A 16,619-nucleotide genomic window follows, 5' to 3' on the forward strand; every position below is an offset into this window, starting at 1 on the left:
GGTTAGAATACATTTTTATTTTGGTTATCCCAAAAAAGAACGGAGGATTTATGGCCGCACACTTATTCACATCCGAATCTGTTTCGGAAGGGCATCCAGACAAAATTGCCGATCAGATTTCTGATGCAGTGCTCGATGCCATACTTGAGCAGGATCCGAAAGCAAGGGTAGCTTGTGAGACATACGTTAAGACCGGCATGGTTCTGGTTGGCGGTGAAATCACTACCACGGCATGGGTAGACATTGAAGAGCTCACCCGTCAGACCGTAAAAGAAATTGGCTACAATCACTCTGATGTTGGATTCGATGCCGACTCCTGTGCTGTGCTCAATGCCATTGGTAAGCAATCACCCGATATTAATCAAGGTGTAGATCGCGCACGACCCGAAGAACAGGGAGCGGGCGATCAGGGTTTAATGTTCGGCTACGCCAGTGACGAAACTGACGTGTTGATGCCAGCACCTATTACTTATTCACACCGTTTGGTACAAAAACAAGCGGAAGTGCGCAAGTCAGGAAAACTGAATTTCCTGCGTCCTGATGCAAAGAGCCAGGTTACCTTCATCTACGAAGATCACAAACCAGTGGGTATTGATGCGGTTGTTTTATCAACCCAACACAATGAAAGCGTATCAACTGAACAATTGCGCGAAGCCGTGATGGAAGAAGTTATCAAACCAGTATTACCCGCTGAGTGGCTAACTAAGAACACACAGTTTCATATCAACCCGACCGGGCGTTTCGTTATTGGTGGGCCAATGGGCGACTGCGGCTTAACCGGACGCAAGATAATCGTTGATACCTACGGCGGTATGGCCCGTCACGGTGGCGGTGCCTTTTCAGGAAAAGACCCGTCTAAAGTTGACCGCTCTGCGGCTTATGCTGGACGTTATGTGGCTAAAAATATCGTTGCGGCAGGCCTAGCAAAACGCTGTGAAATTCAGATTTCGTACGCCATCGGGGTTGCCGAGCCTACCTCTATCAGTATAGAAACCTTTGGCACAGGCATTGTTGATGAAAAGACCCTTGTTGCATTAGTAAGAGAGCATTTCGACTTACGTCCATATGGCCTTATCAAAATGCTTGATCTCGAGCGCCCAATTTACCGTCCTACGGCTGCTTATGGCCACTTTGGACGCGAAGCGTTTCCATGGGAAGCGACTGACAAAGCTGACGCATTGAAGGCGTCTTTGTAAATCAGTTCGTAATTGTCGAGCCAGCTTAGCCCCCCGATACTAAGCCGGCTCGCTCACTTCTCTGACCCAATCGCCTCCGCCACTTTGTTGTAAAAATAAACAAATTTACTTTACACGCCACAGAAATCCGTCATAGTTATCTGGCAGAGGTATAAAAAGTCGTTTAATGCGATAAAGAACATCACAAGTTACAACCATGACGATATTTTCTGACACCCAATGCATCTAAAAACTTAAGGAACACGCTATGAAAGGTGTTTGGCTCGCTTTGCTCGCTCTTTTGCCCGTTGGCTGTGCCTGTGCCAAGGGCTTGGTGTACGCAAGCGACAAGCTCGAGAAAACCACTTTTGTAGCCTCGCCTTACCAGTCTGAAATTTCCTATCAAAGTCAGGATTTACCAGCCTGGCAGTTTGGAGTGCGTTACGACCGCACAGTGCCTTATCACACTCAATGGCTGGATAGTATCTACAGCTATCACGTCATTGACTCAGTCAAACTCTCTGCGAGTAGGCGAATCATTCAACATTCTACACAACGTATTTTTGCTGAAGTACAAACCAGTAGTAATTATCAAAACGGGCTGGTCGACTGGCAAACGCTACCGCAAAATGCCGGCAACGCCGCTAGCCTGGGTTGGCAAATTGGCGATAACCGCTCCATTAACATGGCCGTAAAATACGAATTCAGAGCACTTAGAGATATTGATATAAACTCCCTGTCACTAGGCGTACATTACTATTTTTAATGGTAGCGTAATCAGCGTGGTGAACCCGACAGTGACGGCCACAGCACTCACTCTGACAGCAAAATCCACGATAACCTGGAATGACATCCAGTTGCCGGGCTGCAGACACCATGCTTAACGCCAACGCCTGCCAGTTTCTGACTTACCCCGTATACGATTAACGACGCTGTAAGACAAATAACAGGAAATGAGAATTCTAACGAGCTAAGCCACAGACAACAGCGCCTGACGATCCTGAAACAATATACGTCTGCTGAATCAACTCTGCATCAACACTGGCTCTGTGCCGTGCCACACATTGCTGTGCCAGGAGTTTTTTCTTGACCTCGTGCCAGCATTGCATTTGCTTCTCCGACAAAATATATTCAAGTGCTGACAACCTGAAAGACATGGCTATTCTGGATTCAGCAAATAATTTAATTAGCCAGGGTTGGTCGACAACCCAACCGTCGGAATACGCGGTAGAATGTTGCAAAAAGGCATTTAGTTGTAGACAAACCGTTTTGCCATCCACACCAAACTCCTCCAGTTGTTCACGGGTAATCCCATGTAATCTGGCTGCAGAGTCATCCCAGTGCCGCCAGTGCGCGTAGGGTTTTATTAACTTACAAAACCGCGCACCATCAGCCCGCTTTACACCAATTTCAATAGGAAAGCTGTTGCTGCCAAAGCCACTGGCTTCAATGTCTAGAATCGTGGGTGGCTGTTTGATAATTTTACTCCCTGTTCCCTGTCCCATTGTCTAAAACTACGGAGGTCCGGAAGGAACTTCAAGTTTTAATTGAATACATTCTCATCCTTTGTCTAATTGCACTTTTTCGGTGCTCCAGTATGGTTTACGGGTACATTCTTTCATCAATTCCGAGTTTAACTATGCTATTTCGCTTTACCTCTCTGCTGTTATCTATAGCATTGTGCTCGCTGATGCCAGTGCAAGGCAAACCTCAGGTATCAACACCCATTGTAATTGCATTGGACGCCGATATGAGTGCAGTGGCCGTAGATGGAGGTGTTGCGATTGCCCGAGGTGCAAAGCTTGCCATTGACGAGATAAACGAGGCCGGAGGCATCCTCGGTCAGCCTCTTGAACTGGTGACGTTCGACCACAGAGGTAATCCAGCACGAGGCATAAGTAATATTAAGCAAATTGCCGCTATGAAGGGCGTTCTGGCTGTATTGGGCGGCGTGCATACTCCCGTAGCTCTGGCCGAGCTTGACGCCATTCACGGTGCCGATCTTATTTATGTCAGCCCATGGGCGGCCGGCACATCAGTGGTGGAAAACGACCTTGAACCAAACAATGTTTTTCGCGTGTCAATCAGCGACGAAGAAGCCAGTAAAGTTCTCATTCAATACGCCCGTAACAGGTCATTAACTAAAATAGCCCTTGTCCTTGAACGCACGGGATGGGGACGCTCGAATCTAGAATCCCTCACCCGGGAAGCCCAGGCGCAGAATGTGGAAATCACGACTGTACATTGGATAAATTGGCGACAAGCTGACTTCGGTTCTGAACTTGAAGTAATGTTGGAAAGTGGTGCCCAAGGGCTGGTTCTGGTAGCTAACTCACCCGAAGCAGTAACGGTAAGCCAGGCAGTCCTTGCATCGGATCGTTCTTCCCTACCGGTTATTTCTCACTGGGGCCTGGCCAGTGGTGACTATGTTTCATCTCTGGGCCTTGAGAATGTAAGTCGAATGGACGTATCCGTTATTCAAACATTTAGCTTTCTCAAACAAAACCACGCTAGAGCCAAAGCTTTGCTACAGCGCTATTTTACCCGCTACGGCCCCGACAAGCCTCAGGCCATTCCTGCCGCAGCTGGGTTAGCTCATAGCTACGACTGCATTCACCTTCTCGCCCTGGCGGCTGAAAAAGCCGGCGGAATAAATGCTGCTAAAATTCGACAATCATTGGAAAATCTGCCACCTTTTACGGGCGCGGTTAAAACTTACGCACCGGCATTTAGCGATAAAGCACGTGACGCACTTATGGCAAAGGACTTTTTTATGACAACATTTGATAGCAACGGTCATCTCGTCCCCATCGCCAATTCTGCGTCTCACTTGTGAACCCCAGACCATCTTTCTACCGGCAGCTGCTGCGGCGCATTATTCCCAGACTTTTGACGGCGCTGTGCACAGTTAGCGTTGTACTCTCACTGGCAATTTTCTTTTTTGCAAGACAGCAAATTACCGAAGAACAGCGCGATAGCCTTCAATATCTGAAAAAAGATATGTCCGTTACTATCAATAGCACACGCCAGCTTATGGAAGGAATCGCGTCACATGATTTACTCATCAACAGTTTTATTGACGTACAGCAACGCCAAAATTACCTGCCGGTTTTCTTCGATTCACTAAAGCTCACGCGAGCGAAAGAATACAGCCTCGGGCTTTTTCAATTTGACGGTACGCCACTCATTACCAAAGATTGGGAAAACCGCGTACCGGCATCACTCAGAAGCATGTGGAGAGAAACCACGCTCGGCAATTCACAAACAATGCAATACGTTGGGGCAAACGGAACACTTATTGCGGTACCGGTCCTTATGGGAGGTCAAGCCGAGGGGGCACTGGTACTTTACGTGCCCACCCTCCGTGATTTAATTTTTGAAACTACTCACACCGGGCATCAGTTAATATTATCTGAAAATGGCACCATTCTTTATGCAAGCCACGCCGATCGCTATGCGATGGAAAGCCAGTATGACGCCGCGCTTTTCACCTCCTGGCTGGTAGAATCTGAACCTTGGCACGATCTCACGCTATTGCATCAAATTCCTGCTATCGACGCCTTTTCCAATGTACTTTGGCTACTCCCCGCCCTTTTCATCACGTTAATTTCCGCCATTCTGGTAAGTGTGTACGCGTCTATGCATGCTGCGAAATTAAGTGCCGGCACACTACAAGCGTTGTTTGACTCAATTAATGGGCAATCTGACAGTCGTGACGGCCCTAGCCTTAACCCGGAGGGCGAACCTCAAGAGCTTTTTGTTATCAGGCAAGCATTCGAAAAACTACTTTCCAATCTTACCTCCATGACCCTGTCGAACACCCAATTCTCCAATGTTATCGACTCATTAGAAGAGGTGTTAGTTGTACTCGACGAAAAGAGTAACAAGCAACTGACTAATCGATCGTTTACAGAACACAAAAGCCTTTGCGCTCTTTCTGATGAAGATTTAGCCGCTATCCGTCAACAACTTATATCAGGGCCGGGCGAAGTAGAAGGCCAGTATGAAGGGACTGAGGGCGCTCCGCCAATCACCATTCGTTGGTCCATGCTCCCGCTTATTGACACACAAGGAAAACAAGTTGGCCACATATTGGTGGGAAACAACATTACCCGGCACCGGTCTTTAGAAGCACGCATAAACGTTATTAGCCATGCGATGAAGTCAGCTACGTTATCAATTCTGATTGCAGAAAGGCAAGGCGGCAGTTTCCCTATAATCTACTCAAATCCCCACTTCAGCTTGGTGACCGGATTTGGTGAACACGAGGTTCTCGGTGAAAGCCACTTTTTGCTCGATAAAATGAAAGCCGACAGAAATAAACTCAGGCAAATGAAAAGTGCCTTAAAAAATGGATTACCCTATTCAGACACACTTCAATGCTACCGACAGAACAACTCGTTTTTTTACAACCAAGTTATCATTACGCCGGTGCATGCTCAGGGCGAACTAACCCATTACGTGGCGTTTTTTCAGGATGTAACCGAACAGGAACAAACTCAACAGTTTCTGAAAGATGCCAAGCTGCGAGCAGAGGAATCAACGAGATTAAAATCGAGTTTTTTGGCCAGCATGAGTCATGAAGTTCGTACGCCACTTCACGGCATTTCCGGTGCACTGCAACTGGTAAATAATACCGAGCTAAACAAAGCGCAAGCGAGGTATATTAACCTCGCCAAAGACAGCCTGAATAACCTAAAGCACATTGTTGATGACATTCTTGACTTTTCTAAAATTGAAGCTGGTCAGCTACATCTTGAAGCCCTGCCCTTTAACCTCACTCTGCTTATTAAAACAGTTTACGATCAGTACGCGATAAGTTGCCGGGAGAAAGGCATCACATTTACGCTGAACTACAGCCCCCAAGGTCGGGATACTATCATTGGTGATCCTATCAGACTTAGGCAAATTCTCGGTAATTTGTTGAGTAATGCAGTAAAATTTACTGAACACGGTGGTATAAACCTCACCGTTAACATTCGAGAATCTTCTGGGAGACACCGCCTTTTTGCATCAGTAGAAGACACGGGAATAGGCATTTCAAAAACCAGTTTGGAATCCATTTTTGAAGCATTCAGACAAGAAGATACATCCACTACCCGCCGCTTTGGTGGCACAGGTCTTGGGTTATCTATTTGTCGGCAGCTTTGTCAACTGCTGGGCGGGGAACTGGTTGCCAGGAGCGAGAAAGGCAAAGGCAGTTGCTTTAGTTTTGATATTGCAATAGACAGTACAGACAAGCACGCAGATGACAATCTTGCTATAACTGAAGCAACCACTGTCATCCCTCATTTTAAAGCCAAAATCATGATTGTTGAAGACAACGAGGTCAATCAGCTTATTGCCCGAGAACACTTAAAACAACACAAAATCATGACCGCGAAAAATGGTCGGGAAGCCCTTGAGGCGTTAACGAGGATGCGCATCTCTTTCAATGCTATTCTCATGGATTGCCACATGCCAGAAATGGATGGTTTTGAAGCTACCAAGCGCATTCGTCGGGGTGAAGCCGGTGAACGCTATCGCAATATCCCTATCATTGCATTAACGGCGAATGCCTTGAAAGGAGATCGAGAACTCTGCACAGCAGCCGGCATGGACGACTATATCAGCAAGCCTTTTACGGCAGAAGATTTACTCACCGTTCTCGCGCGTTATTGCTCGTAGCAAACTGCAATAAAAAGCGCTGAATATGAACCTTACAACGCTTGGCATGTAACGCAAACAGTTCCTGTCGCTCAGGCTCCAAAGCACAGTGTAACCAAAGTCCGTCAATAAGTGCTGCTGTAGTTTCTGCTGCTTCTTTTACATGTTCAGCGGGGATTAATGGCCTAAAGCTGTACGTCAGGTTACTAATGAGGCGCTTCCGGTTTATTTGTTGTAACCGATGCAAATCAGCGTCTTGTGTAGATTGCGCCCAAAAACTCAGCCATGCCCGACCAGAGGCTCTGGATCGTTGTATAGGCGCGAAATTCGCGTCTACTATTCCCATCAACCTTTGCAGCGGGTCGGTGTATACCCCTTTCACCCTTAACTGAGAAACCAGATACCTGACTGTTGCATCGATGAGCCCTTTTTTGTTGCCAAAGTAGTGACTAATAATACCAGTAGACATACCGGCTTCTTTACTTATTAAAGCGAAAGTGGTTCTTGCAAGACCCACTTCATCAATAACCTTAAGGGTGGCATCAATGAGTTGCTGACGACGAAGGGGCTCCATTCCTACCTTTGGCATGTTTTGCTCCATACAAGCCATAACGAGCGGTGTGTTATTTGCAGTGAGTATGGCACGACTTCCGTAGAAATGGAAAGCCGTGCCCACCTGGGTTTTAGAACGATGCTTTTACATTGATCGCGGCAGTGCGAGGCGCGCCAATCCAGCCAGCATTTGAAACAACTGTACCGAGGTAACTTTCATCAAACAGGTTGTTGATCGTAAGTCGTACGTCAAGTGTTTTAATACCTGGAGCCACATTGTCGAGCATCATGCCAGCGTAGAAATCACTGACGATATACTCGTCTGCTTCCATGGTATTTTCAGCATTCATGTAACGAGGGCCAACGTATTTCGTACTCAGGCCTGCCAGATAGATACCTTTTGCATAATCAAGACTGATGACAGCCATGTCCTGTGCCGTACCTAACACGGTGTTCCCCCTGACAGGGTTTTCCTCGTCGTCATAGGCCGACTTTGTGTACTCAGAATTGTTGTATGTATAAGACGCAAAAATGCTGAGATAGTCCGTTGCCTGCCACTGTGCAGACGCTTCAATTCCGTCTGACTCAACGCCGCCGTCATTGACAAACCCGCCAGCAGCCGCCTCGAGGAAATCGATGCCGTCTGATTGCTCATTACTGATAAAGCGAATCCGGTTGTCAAACTCAATGGTGTAGTACGTCAGGCTGGCATTAAAGCCCGGTGCAGAGTAGCGAACACCAATATCAATGTTTTCCGCTGTTTCCGGCTCAATGAGCGAGACATCTGCATCATCGCGCTCAAAAACAGAATCTTTAATCGCGGCGAAGTTTTCTGCATAACCACCGAATACTTCCAAGCCATCAGCGATGGGCGCTACAAAACCGGCAGACAGTAAAACATCAGAGTCAGAAGATACGTCCAGATCGTTTGACGCGTCAAATAAGTCATTTTTTTCCAGTTCTACGTCAAACTGCTTGGCGCCCAGACGCACTTTTGCAAATCCTAAATCCAGTTCATCTTCGATGTAGTACATCAGCGTCTCAACGGGGAAATCACGGCTATACTGCACCCAGTAAGGAGTGTGATCGTAGTGGAAGCTCGTAGCAGCATCAATGATTTTGTGCCAGTCGCGGTATTCTTCACGGGTGTAGTCTTCGTACCATACACCGGCGCGCAGCACGTTATCCATCTCACCGATTTTAGTGTACCAGGTCAAATCAGCATTAAATCCAACGCGTTCTTTTTTATAATGCGTATGGCGATAAGAGCCTACCGGAACCGCGTTATCATCATAGCAAGCCGGATCGTATTCTGCGCCACTGCCGCCATAAGGAAACGTAAGACTACTCGTACATCCATCCTCAGCGACAAGGGTTTGCCCCGCGGGAGAGACAAAGAAAAGCTGTCCTAAACTCGCTCCGCCGTACACTGTGTTCCCCGAAACCAACTCTGAATTAGGCTGGTTAAGACCGTCATCCGTTACATCGACCAAATAAGGAGGAACCCAATCTCCTCGACCTTTGAGGTTGTGGTAATAGACGTTGGCACTAACATCCACTGCACCGACTGACGCGTCGGCTTGCAGGTATGTGAAGAAGTTTTCCCGCAGAGTCGACCATCCACGACGGTACGCCTGATCTTGGTATGGAATACCAGTCCAGTCACTGGTCAGCTGATCCCACTCTGGGTTTTGTTCAAACTGCGCCGTCCCATAAACCCGTTGGTAGTTGTCTTCGTGCGTATCGTCATAAGAAACGTAGCCGGTAAAATCAATGCCACTAACTAAACTGGTGACTTTCGCTGCGAAGTGGTCACGCGTGTTTTCTGCAGCCTGGTCCATCCAGTCACTGCTTTCCTGTGTAGACATACTTACCCACGCATAAGTATTGTCAACAAGTTCACCTGTTTCATATCGCAAGTAAATTTTCTGAGCGTCGAACTCTCCCATCGTCCCGCTCAACACCATGGTCTCTTCCTGACCTGGGTTGATGGTAGTAAAGTTCAGCGTACCGCCCAGCGCTTCATTTGACCGCGACGCAATATCCGCTGTCCCTTGAGAAACGTCAACCGAACGCAGGTTTTCTGTGTCGATATAACGATTGGCTTTCGCCCCTCCGCCGTAATTCGAATTACCGTTCGCAATTCCATCAACAGTCATACCAATCTGTTGCTGATCTAAGTCAACCTGAAAGCCACGAATAGAGATACTAGTAGACCAATCGTCTGCGCCAAACGTATCCCCTTCGTTGATAAGAACACCAGGAAGGTTATCAACAGTGGCCAACACACTCGTCATGGCTGACTGTTGATTTTTCATATTCTCGTCGGTGGCATTATTCGCATAAGACACACTGCGACCAATTACCTGAATTTCTTCAATGGTATCATTGTTGCCGACGTCAGCAGCTAAAGCTTCTTCTGCTAGCGCGTGGGTATTTACTGTCGTTGCCAACGCTGCAATTACTGACATTCCCAAAAAGCTGGGTTTGCCAAAATTCGTTTTTTTCATGTGTGTTTTCCCAAAGTATGCTTGTTATAGTGGCGTAAGTTAAAACGTTTCAAGCCTACTGAGAGAATGTGACACTTCTGTTTTAATTAATTGACCGTTCAATTAAAAGATGATGACAGTTCTGTTATCCAACATCCCCTTTTCTGTGCCTGTGAACTTCACCTCGGCTAAGCATGCCTTGAGGAATATTTCTCTGCCAACGAATTTGTCGTTATTCACAGTTAGTTCTTTACACCATGGAGATAGTGTCGCACTCTATTTACGGCGAGTTCATTACCAGGAAGAATCGAGAGCGGGAATGCTTTTAAATCAAGAATTAATCCGTTTAATCCAGCATCCATTACACGGCGTATCACTTGTTCACGCTAACGATGACAATGTCAGTACACCACATTCTCTCAGCCTCGACGAAGCACGCCTCATGCCGCTACCTCAGTCGGCTCGGATATGGACGTTAACGGATAGCGGAGAGCGATACCAATCGACGATTGAACTCAGTCGCCGAGAGCAGTTGTACCAGTTAGCCATTGATTGTGAAGGGAAAGGACGGTTCTCTCTTGATATGAACAAAAAATCCCTCACTGTAGATTGGCAAAAAGGGGGAACCGGGCCAGCGCATTACATCCAAACCTTAGCCATATCGCTATTCTTGGAACTCAACAATACCCTCTGCCTGCACGCCAATACCTTGGTAAAGGACAATCAGGCATATTTATTTCTCGCCCCCAGCAGAACGGGAAAGTCTACACTGACAAGCGCAATGACAGAACAGGGTTATCAACTCATTACAGATGACATGGCCGCGCTGTACCAAAGGGATGGTGTGTTTGTGGTTTATCCAAGTTGGCCTAAAGTGAGGTTATGGCCCGATTCTGCCGAGCATTTCTCTCGAACCGCTACATTGCAAAATACAACAAGCCAGCGGGTTCATGCGCGTTTTGCTAAAAAAGAAATCACGTTTAAAAAATCTTTATCCCACAAGGCATATCCTATCGCTGGGATGTATTTACTGGACCGTGATGAGAAATATGACCACCCTGTTACGATATCGACTTTACCGGCAAGTCACGGGCTAATTTTACTCATGCAAAACAGTATGCTCGGTGATGCCTATAAAGCTTTGAGGATAGACGCAACCCGAATGGCGCACATTGCTCGACTTCTCAATACGCTTCCTTTTCAAAAAGTCACCTACCCCACAGGCTTAAAAGCGCTTGCCCGTGTAACCTCTGAACTCGATAAAGCCATTGTTACTGCCCCGAAATAGCACGACGCCGCCCAAAAAGGCGTTGTTTCAGAACTGGCTTGCCCTATAGCCCAACGTCAGTTTTTTTTACACTCTGGATTTAACCCATAAAAAAAGCCAGTTTTTCAACTGGCTTTTCAGAGGTAATACAAAAATTAACCTTGGAAAGGGTTTCTCTTTGTTTGACCGCCTTGTTCATCAGGAATACTTCCTGCGAAACCTTCGGTCAGTTCAGCCAATGTACCTACTTTTTGTAGTTCAGGCTTTGAATAAGTTTGTTTGCTTTCAAAAGCAACAGTCTTATCAGATTTCATAATCTCTTCCTTATGCTTTTTTACGGCGGTTGAAACCCATAAAGCCCAGTGCAGCTGCAAAGATGCCCAGTGTAGCTGGTGCAGGAACAGAAATATCAGTGTCAGTAACGAACTGGAAAGAACCAGCAGTGTCCAACAAAGTTCCATTCATGCCTGTTAGCATCAAGCCACCGAACAATTCATCTTCAACATTCATGTCATACGCACCGCTTACGTTCATATCATCAGAATAGAACATGCGACCGGCGCCAGACCCATTGCCACTTACATCGCCTTCAGCAGTATCAAAAACTACATCACCTGCCCACGCATCGATATAAACTGATTCAATGCCAGAAGCCATGCCGTCGTAAGTAAATGTCCAAGCACCAAGAACACCCGGTGTGGCTGGAGGGTTTTCTGAAATAGAATCCCCTTGCTGAACGAGCGACCAAGATGATCCAGTAACACCACCAGAGTAGCCTTCCATAAACGGCAGGGAAGGATCCATGGAAATTACATCCCAGACCATTGTTTCAACGGACATGTCAGAGAAAGTTACAGTCACTTCCATACCAACCATATCTGCACCTGTTACAGTGGTAATATAGCTAGCTGAAGCCTGACTGCTTAAAAGCAGAGCAAATGCTCCAAATATAGCCGACTTTTTCATTCCATTTTCCTTGTGAGTTTAAAACTACGTGGTTGAATTATTATTGTATTACTAAATAAGCAAATAGCATACCAATAAAAAAATAACTAATTATCACAGTGAGTTAAAAACACACTATTTATTCTACTATTGAAACCACAAAATAAAAATCGCGATCTGTAAAAAAAGCAGACAGAACTTTTTGCAAACAATCGCGATTGCACCTCTCCAGTGCTATAAGAAAACAAGCTTCGAAGCCATGTGCATGTAAAGCATACAATAATTCACCTGGCTTTTGTTTGCAAAAATATCAATTTGTTCGCTTTTATAGCGCTTCGCCTATCTACTTTGCAGCCTATATGTGCATAATACGATGGATTAACCATAACACAGATAGATCCTTGTGAAGCCTTTTGTTTTTCTATTTTGTCAACCTGACGATTTTCACCTCCGGGCCCGGCGTCACCTTGCACGATTGTGGGGCACTGCGAACCACACCGTGATCGACGGCGGGCCGAAGCTTCAAGGGCACATGATTTGTGCGGGATATACAAACCAGCCAATGATCATAGCGGCCGGTTCGACAGACGATGAAAGTAAACTCAATGGCCCTGGTTGTATCGTTCAACTCCCGGATCGCGCCAGTGTTGTAACCGACCCACTCGGTTTACAAGCGCTATATTACGCCAAAATTGATAAGGTCTTGATTTGTAGCAATACCACAGAAGCCATCCTTAGTCTGTTCCGTTTATCTCCGGAGCTCGATGACACCGCACTCAGCGGTTGGCTTGCTGGTCAACCAGTTCCTGAATTATCGCTGTATCGCAACGTTTCTGTACTCCCTGCAGGCTACGCACTTCGCGTTAGCGCTGAAAGTTACACCCTCCACAAGTATTGGGACATTGATCCGGCCAACCGTGTCATCTTGTCCAACGACCAAGAATACGCCACCAGTTTCAGAGCCCTTTTTACCCGGGTTGTCGAAGAATACGTTGGTGATTCCCCTGTCATCGCCTCTCAAATGAGCGGCGGCATGGATTCGACATCCGTTACCGCACTGGCATTACACTGGCAACGACAACACAACAGAAAGTGCATAGCCCTTTCCCACTTCTACCGGCATGATGCCAAGTCGGACGAAAGCGCACTTATCAAAGATATGCGCGCACACCTAAATATTGAAGACTTTCTTTATCAGGATGTGGACCTTGCTCAATATCGCAATTTTCTACAATTATACCCGGCTCATTTTGACCACCCAGGCATCGTATTGTCGCCTCGTTACCGGGACGAAATGCACACACTTGCCAGGCACAACGTAACACTGCTGCTAACGGGTAACGGGGGAGACGAAATGTGCTGGGGACACGCCAGTACTTATACTCAGAGACTAAGAGAGGGCGAACTCAACGTTATAGGTGAAGTGAAACAGGCCTGTAAAGAAACTGACTTAGCATTCTTACCTATTGCCAAATCGCTTTTTGTTAAACCTCTCATCCCCCAGTGGTTAATGAATATGGCGAAACGTTTGAAGGGTCAGTCACCGGGTATCATACCAATGCCTCAATGGATGACGCCGAAAGGAAAAGAACTTGCCAGTGCGTCTTACGCTTTCCACAACCCCTTCGATGCGAAAAAAGACCCGGCCCGCTACGCTCGGTATTTTGCATTGAAAACTACCACGACATTTAACTCAGTGCGTTCTTACGATGCCATTGCATCAGAGTTTGATATCAGGGTGAAACACCCCTTTTTCGATTACCGCATTGCCGAGCACTCATTTGCCGTCCCCCCTGTACAACTTATCCAGGGTGCATACCCCAAGTATATGTTAAGAAATGCGATGACCGAAAGCTTACCGGACTCGGTATGCTGGCGTAAAACCAAAACTACGTTTGACCGCCATTTTGCCAATTTAGTAAGAGAAAATGCGGACAGTCTGCGGGCATGCCTGGCACACCCCTATTTGGCTGATCGGGGCTTAATTGACACGCAACAGGTATTAAAGGCATTTGACGACGCTGTGCATAACAGAAATGGTGGGATAAATGTTGATCTTCTCTTTGTTATTTTGACACAACGCTGGTTGCAGACGTTTCACAAACTATAGAAACGCTCCGTTGCGGGTATTTATGAAAGGCCCGTAAATAAAACACTGGCATTATTGGCTCTTAACTCTGTGTACGAAGACACCACCTCTTCACTATCGTTTATCAGCGTACCGTTGAGGGATAACCAACAATGGGCTTTTGTTGCGCCATCTTCAATCTTTACCCCGAAATGTATCGCGGGAAAAACGTTTATGTGGTGCAACATTTCCATGGTGACAAGGCAACGCCGTAAACAGTTCATGTGCCACAGGTGATGTCTGCCGGCCTTCTCAATGATTGCAATAAAATCCGCGGGGCATGTATTATTTGAATCATCTTCCACCGTTGGAAAAACACGATGCTGCCACTGTTGGTAACTGGTAAAGCGAATGCGAATATGCCACCAAAAAAACGCAATCCAAGCTTTTAAAAACCATTTTTTTTGGGTCGCTGTAAGACGAAAAAACGCCAGCATTACGCCACAACTTCAACTAAACCCTGTTCGTCCAGCTGTTCCAATAATGTCCGGTAATCAGCCCTGACTTCATCGGCATCAACATCAAATTTTTCTGTCATTGCCGCCACAACTTCGTCTTCGCTTTTCCCCTCTTCCAGTAAGGCTATCATGTCACTGCCAACACCGTTAACGGTGAAGTACTCACCATTTTCAGGCTCCAAAATGACCATTTCATCAACCACTTTTTGCGCCAGTACATCAGATTTTAGTTTGTAAGTTGCCATGCCTGCCTCTATTTACTTTTTAGTTGATATTCATGCAGTGTAAACACGTGATCCGCCACGTCAGCAAGTGTCGGATCATGGGAAATCATGATAATGGTAAATGTTTTAAATACTGATTCCAATTCTTCCCGAAACTGTTGCCTGCCCGTTTCATCCAACATGGACGTCGGCTCATCAAACAACAAAATTTGAGGTTTCTTCAACAAAGCCCTGGCCAATGCGATCCGCTGCTTTTGTCCACCAGACAAGCGTATGCCGCCTTCACCAACCATGGTGTTCAAACCATTGGGCAATTGTGCAAGCACAGGCACCAACCCCGCTTGTTTGCATACCCGTTGGACGTCACCTTCTTCAGGCGCTTCCACACCGTAGGTGATGTTGTCGAGAATAGAACCGTTACACAAGACAACATCTTGTGAAACATGACCAATTGCCCCGCGTACAGACGAAGTAGAAGCACTTTGGATATCTTGATCATCGATCAAAATTCTGCCTGACATGGGTTCGTGAAAGCGCATTAACAAATGCAGCAAAGTGGATTTACCCGCGCCGTTTCTTCCAACAATCAAGACTGTTTGTCCCGATTCAATAGCCATTGAAACATTCCGCAATACTGGCTCATCGGGATGGTATGAAAATGTCACCTGATCGAACTCAACCCGGCCGGCACCTAATTTCAAGGGTTTGCCAACTCCATCGGAGGGTTCTCGCTCTTTACCGTGGATCGCCAACAAGCGGGACAATGCGCCAGTCATCTGCATTGTTTGTCCATAAAGACCCGCCAGAACACTCACCGGCCGGGTAAAAATCATGCCGTACAGTAGTAATGTAACGATATCCGCAACTTCAATTTTACCCGCCTTAAACTGGATGAGGCAGACGCCAATAATTGCCATGATACACACTGACGCTAAAAACTGGATAAGGGGAGTAAGCAGGGCTTGATAGCGAAATTGTCGGGTTCTTAATGACAGGACTTCGCCTGTTCTGCTGGCATAGCGGCTTGATTCTGCTTGTTCCCGGTTAAAGGACTTGATCAGGGAGATAGTACTGATATTCTCACTGGCGATCGCCAGTGTATCCGCTTGTTTTTCAACGATTTGCCGGGAAAGAGGATGGATTTGTCGACCGATGAGCTTAGTTACCAGATACACCACAGGGATCAGTGTAATAATCATCAGCGCTACCAGCGGCTCTATCCAATACATCATAATAACCGAACCGAACAGGACTAAAAGATTCGGTACTAGTGTTGTGAGTACACTAGTTACATAGTAACTAACCGTGCCGAGGTCATGGGTTAACAGCGATAACACATCACCTTTTTTCGCATCATGGAAATAGCGAAGAGGGAGGATCTGAATATGATCATAAAGTCGGCAGCTTAAATTCGCCACCAACTTAGCACCCAATACGTTCAGTCTGTAGGTGGACACGAATTTCATCACACACTGCAGAGCAAACAGTGCGCACCAGAGTAATAAGTAGTATCCCACATCGGCAATGTGAACAATTTCGGTGTTTACCAGTTGTCCTGATTGCTTACCAATAATATAGGGAATGGCTAAACTCACCAGCGTTTCAAGAAATAAAACGCCGAAAATCAGAAGAAAACTAGCCATGTAGTTTCGAAAAATATTTCGTCCGAAATACAGGCTACGTTTCCACATTACACACTTCTTTAGTCATTCGGATTGTGATGAAAATTTAAATA

14 protein-coding genes are annotated in these 16,619 nt (G+C 46.4%); 6 read left to right on the plus strand and 8 right to left on the minus strand.

The annotated features are described in order from the left end of the window. Positions 1–50: 50 nt before the first annotated feature. A complete protein-coding gene (gene metK, locus KO518_RS03605; protein WP_216024472.1) occupies positions 51–1,196 on the plus strand; it encodes a methionine adenosyltransferase in 1,146 nt (381 codons plus the stop codon). 247 nt (positions 1,197–1,443) lie between these two features. Then, positions 1,444–1,941: a hypothetical protein gene (locus tag KO518_RS03610; protein ID WP_216024473.1), complete on the plus strand. Its 498-nt coding sequence runs from the start codon at positions 1,444–1,446 to the stop codon at positions 1,939–1,941. 196 nt (positions 1,942–2,137) lie between these two features. Here the strand turns inward: KO518_RS03610 and KO518_RS03615 are convergent, their stop codons facing one another. Further along, the gene (locus tag KO518_RS03615; RefSeq protein ID WP_216024474.1) at positions 2,138–2,680 is read right to left on the minus strand and encodes a hypothetical protein; all 543 of its coding nucleotides are present in this window, start codon (positions 2,678–2,680) and stop codon (positions 2,138–2,140) included. 134 nt (positions 2,681–2,814) lie between these two features. Here KO518_RS03615 and KO518_RS03620 point away from each other — a divergent pair, with 134 nt between their 5' ends. Together KO518_RS03620 and KO518_RS03625 are read left to right on the plus strand one after the other, a co-directional pair. After that, the gene (locus KO518_RS03620) at positions 2,815–4,011 is read left to right on the plus strand and encodes an ABC transporter substrate-binding protein (protein ID WP_216024475.1); all 1,197 of its coding nucleotides are present in this window, start codon (positions 2,815–2,817) and stop codon (positions 4,009–4,011) included. A 164-nt stretch (positions 4,012–4,175) separates the two neighbouring features. After that, positions 4,176–6,842, plus strand: coding sequence for an ATP-binding protein (locus KO518_RS03625; protein WP_216024476.1), 2,667 nt, complete (start codon positions 4,176–4,178; stop codon positions 6,840–6,842). On the opposite strand, the gene betI is transcribed toward KO518_RS03625, so the two are convergent. Beyond that, the gene (betI, locus tag KO518_RS03630; RefSeq protein ID WP_216024477.1) at positions 6,814–7,410 is read right to left on the minus strand and encodes a transcriptional regulator BetI; all 597 of its coding nucleotides are present in this window, start codon (positions 7,408–7,410) and stop codon (positions 6,814–6,816) included. The genes KO518_RS03625 and betI overlap by 29 nt on opposite strands. Positions 7,411–7,504: 94 nt before the next feature. Further along, positions 7,505–9,883 (minus strand): TonB-dependent receptor domain-containing protein, encoded by a 2,379-nt coding sequence (locus KO518_RS03635; protein ID WP_216024478.1) that lies wholly within the window; start codon positions 9,881–9,883, stop codon positions 7,505–7,507. A 298-nt stretch (positions 9,884–10,181) separates the two neighbouring features. On the opposite strand from KO518_RS03635, the gene KO518_RS03640 reads away from it, so the two are divergent. Next, the gene (locus tag KO518_RS03640; RefSeq protein WP_216024479.1) at positions 10,182–11,150 is read left to right on the plus strand and encodes a hypothetical protein; all 969 of its coding nucleotides are present in this window, start codon (positions 10,182–10,184) and stop codon (positions 11,148–11,150) included. A 134-nt stretch (positions 11,151–11,284) separates the two neighbouring features. Here KO518_RS03640 and KO518_RS03645 read toward each other — a convergent pair whose 3' ends face one another. Continuing rightward, positions 11,285–11,443, minus strand: coding sequence for a lasso RiPP family leader peptide-containing protein (locus KO518_RS03645; RefSeq protein ID WP_216024480.1), 159 nt, complete (start codon positions 11,441–11,443; stop codon positions 11,285–11,287). Between the two features lie 10 nt (positions 11,444–11,453). After that, positions 11,454–12,095 carry a PEP-CTERM sorting domain-containing protein gene (locus tag KO518_RS03650; RefSeq protein WP_216024481.1) on the minus strand — a complete coding sequence of 214 codons (642 nt, stop codon included), beginning with the start codon at positions 12,093–12,095 and terminating at the stop codon, positions 11,454–11,456. 541 nt (positions 12,096–12,636) lie between these two features. On the opposite strand from KO518_RS03650, the gene KO518_RS03655 reads away from it, so the two are divergent. Next, positions 12,637–14,184 (plus strand): asparagine synthetase B family protein, encoded by a 1,548-nt coding sequence (locus KO518_RS03655; RefSeq protein WP_216024482.1) that lies wholly within the window; start codon positions 12,637–12,639, stop codon positions 14,182–14,184. A 20-nt stretch (positions 14,185–14,204) separates the two neighbouring features. On the opposite strand, the gene KO518_RS03660 is transcribed toward KO518_RS03655, so the two are convergent. The 3 genes from KO518_RS03660 to KO518_RS03670 are packed head-to-tail and all read right to left on the minus strand — an operon-like array spanning position 14,205 to position 16,575. Further along, the gene (locus tag KO518_RS03660) at positions 14,205–14,639 is read right to left on the minus strand and encodes a lasso peptide biosynthesis B2 protein (RefSeq protein ID WP_216024483.1); all 435 of its coding nucleotides are present in this window, start codon (positions 14,637–14,639) and stop codon (positions 14,205–14,207) included. Beyond that, positions 14,639–14,905, minus strand: a complete 267-nt coding sequence (locus KO518_RS03665) for a PqqD family protein (RefSeq protein ID WP_216024484.1) — start codon at positions 14,903–14,905, stop codon at positions 14,639–14,641. The genes KO518_RS03660 and KO518_RS03665 overlap by 1 nt, the downstream gene beginning before the upstream one ends. A gap of 8 nt (positions 14,906–14,913) precedes the next feature. Next, positions 14,914–16,575, minus strand: coding sequence for an ABC transporter ATP-binding protein (locus KO518_RS03670; RefSeq protein WP_216024485.1), 1,662 nt, complete (start codon positions 16,573–16,575; stop codon positions 14,914–14,916). Between the last annotated feature and the right edge of the window lie 44 nt (positions 16,576–16,619).

The organism is Aestuariibacter sp. A3R04, assembly GCF_018860805.1.
Classification (GTDB): Bacteria; Pseudomonadota; Gammaproteobacteria; order Enterobacterales; family Alteromonadaceae; genus Alteromonas.

Bases quoted from the DNA above. Each gene is read 5' to 3' on its own strand.
- metK (WP_216024472.1), top strand. From the start codon at position 51: ATGGCCGCACACTTATTCACATCCGAATCTGTTTCGGAAGGGCATCCA.
- KO518_RS03610 (WP_216024473.1), top strand. From the start codon at position 1,444: ATGAAAGGTGTTTGGCTCGCTTTGCTCGCTCTTTTGCCCGTTGGCTGT.
- KO518_RS03645 (WP_216024480.1), bottom strand. From the start codon at position 11,443: ATGAAATCTGATAAGACTGTTGCTTTTGAAAGCAAACAAACTTATTCA.
- KO518_RS03635 (WP_216024478.1), bottom strand. From the start codon at position 9,883: ATGAAAAAAACGAATTTTGGCAAACCCAGCTTTTTGGGAATGTCAGTA.
- KO518_RS03625 (WP_216024476.1), top strand. From the start codon at position 4,176: ATGTCCGTTACTATCAATAGCACACGCCAGCTTATGGAAGGAATCGCG.
- KO518_RS03665 (WP_216024484.1), bottom strand. From the start codon at position 14,905: ATGGCAACTTACAAACTAAAATCTGATGTACTGGCGCAAAAAGTGGTT.
- KO518_RS03670 (WP_216024485.1), bottom strand. From the start codon at position 16,575: ATGTGGAAACGTAGCCTGTATTTCGGACGAAATATTTTTCGAAACTAC.
- betI (WP_216024477.1), bottom strand. From the start codon at position 7,410: ATGCCAAAGGTAGGAATGGAGCCCCTTCGTCGTCAGCAACTCATTGAT.
- KO518_RS03660 (WP_216024483.1), bottom strand. From the start codon at position 14,639: ATGCTGGCGTTTTTTCGTCTTACAGCGACCCAAAAAAAATGGTTTTTA.
- KO518_RS03615 (WP_216024474.1), bottom strand. From the start codon at position 2,680: ATGGGACAGGGAACAGGGAGTAAAATTATCAAACAGCCACCCACGATT.
- KO518_RS03655 (WP_216024482.1), top strand. From the start codon at position 12,637: ATGATCATAGCGGCCGGTTCGACAGACGATGAAAGTAAACTCAATGGC.
- KO518_RS03650 (WP_216024481.1), bottom strand. From the start codon at position 12,095: ATGAAAAAGTCGGCTATATTTGGAGCATTTGCTCTGCTTTTAAGCAGT.
- KO518_RS03620 (WP_216024475.1), top strand. From the start codon at position 2,815: ATGCTATTTCGCTTTACCTCTCTGCTGTTATCTATAGCATTGTGCTCG.
- KO518_RS03640 (WP_216024479.1), top strand. From the start codon at position 10,182: ATGCTTTTAAATCAAGAATTAATCCGTTTAATCCAGCATCCATTACAC.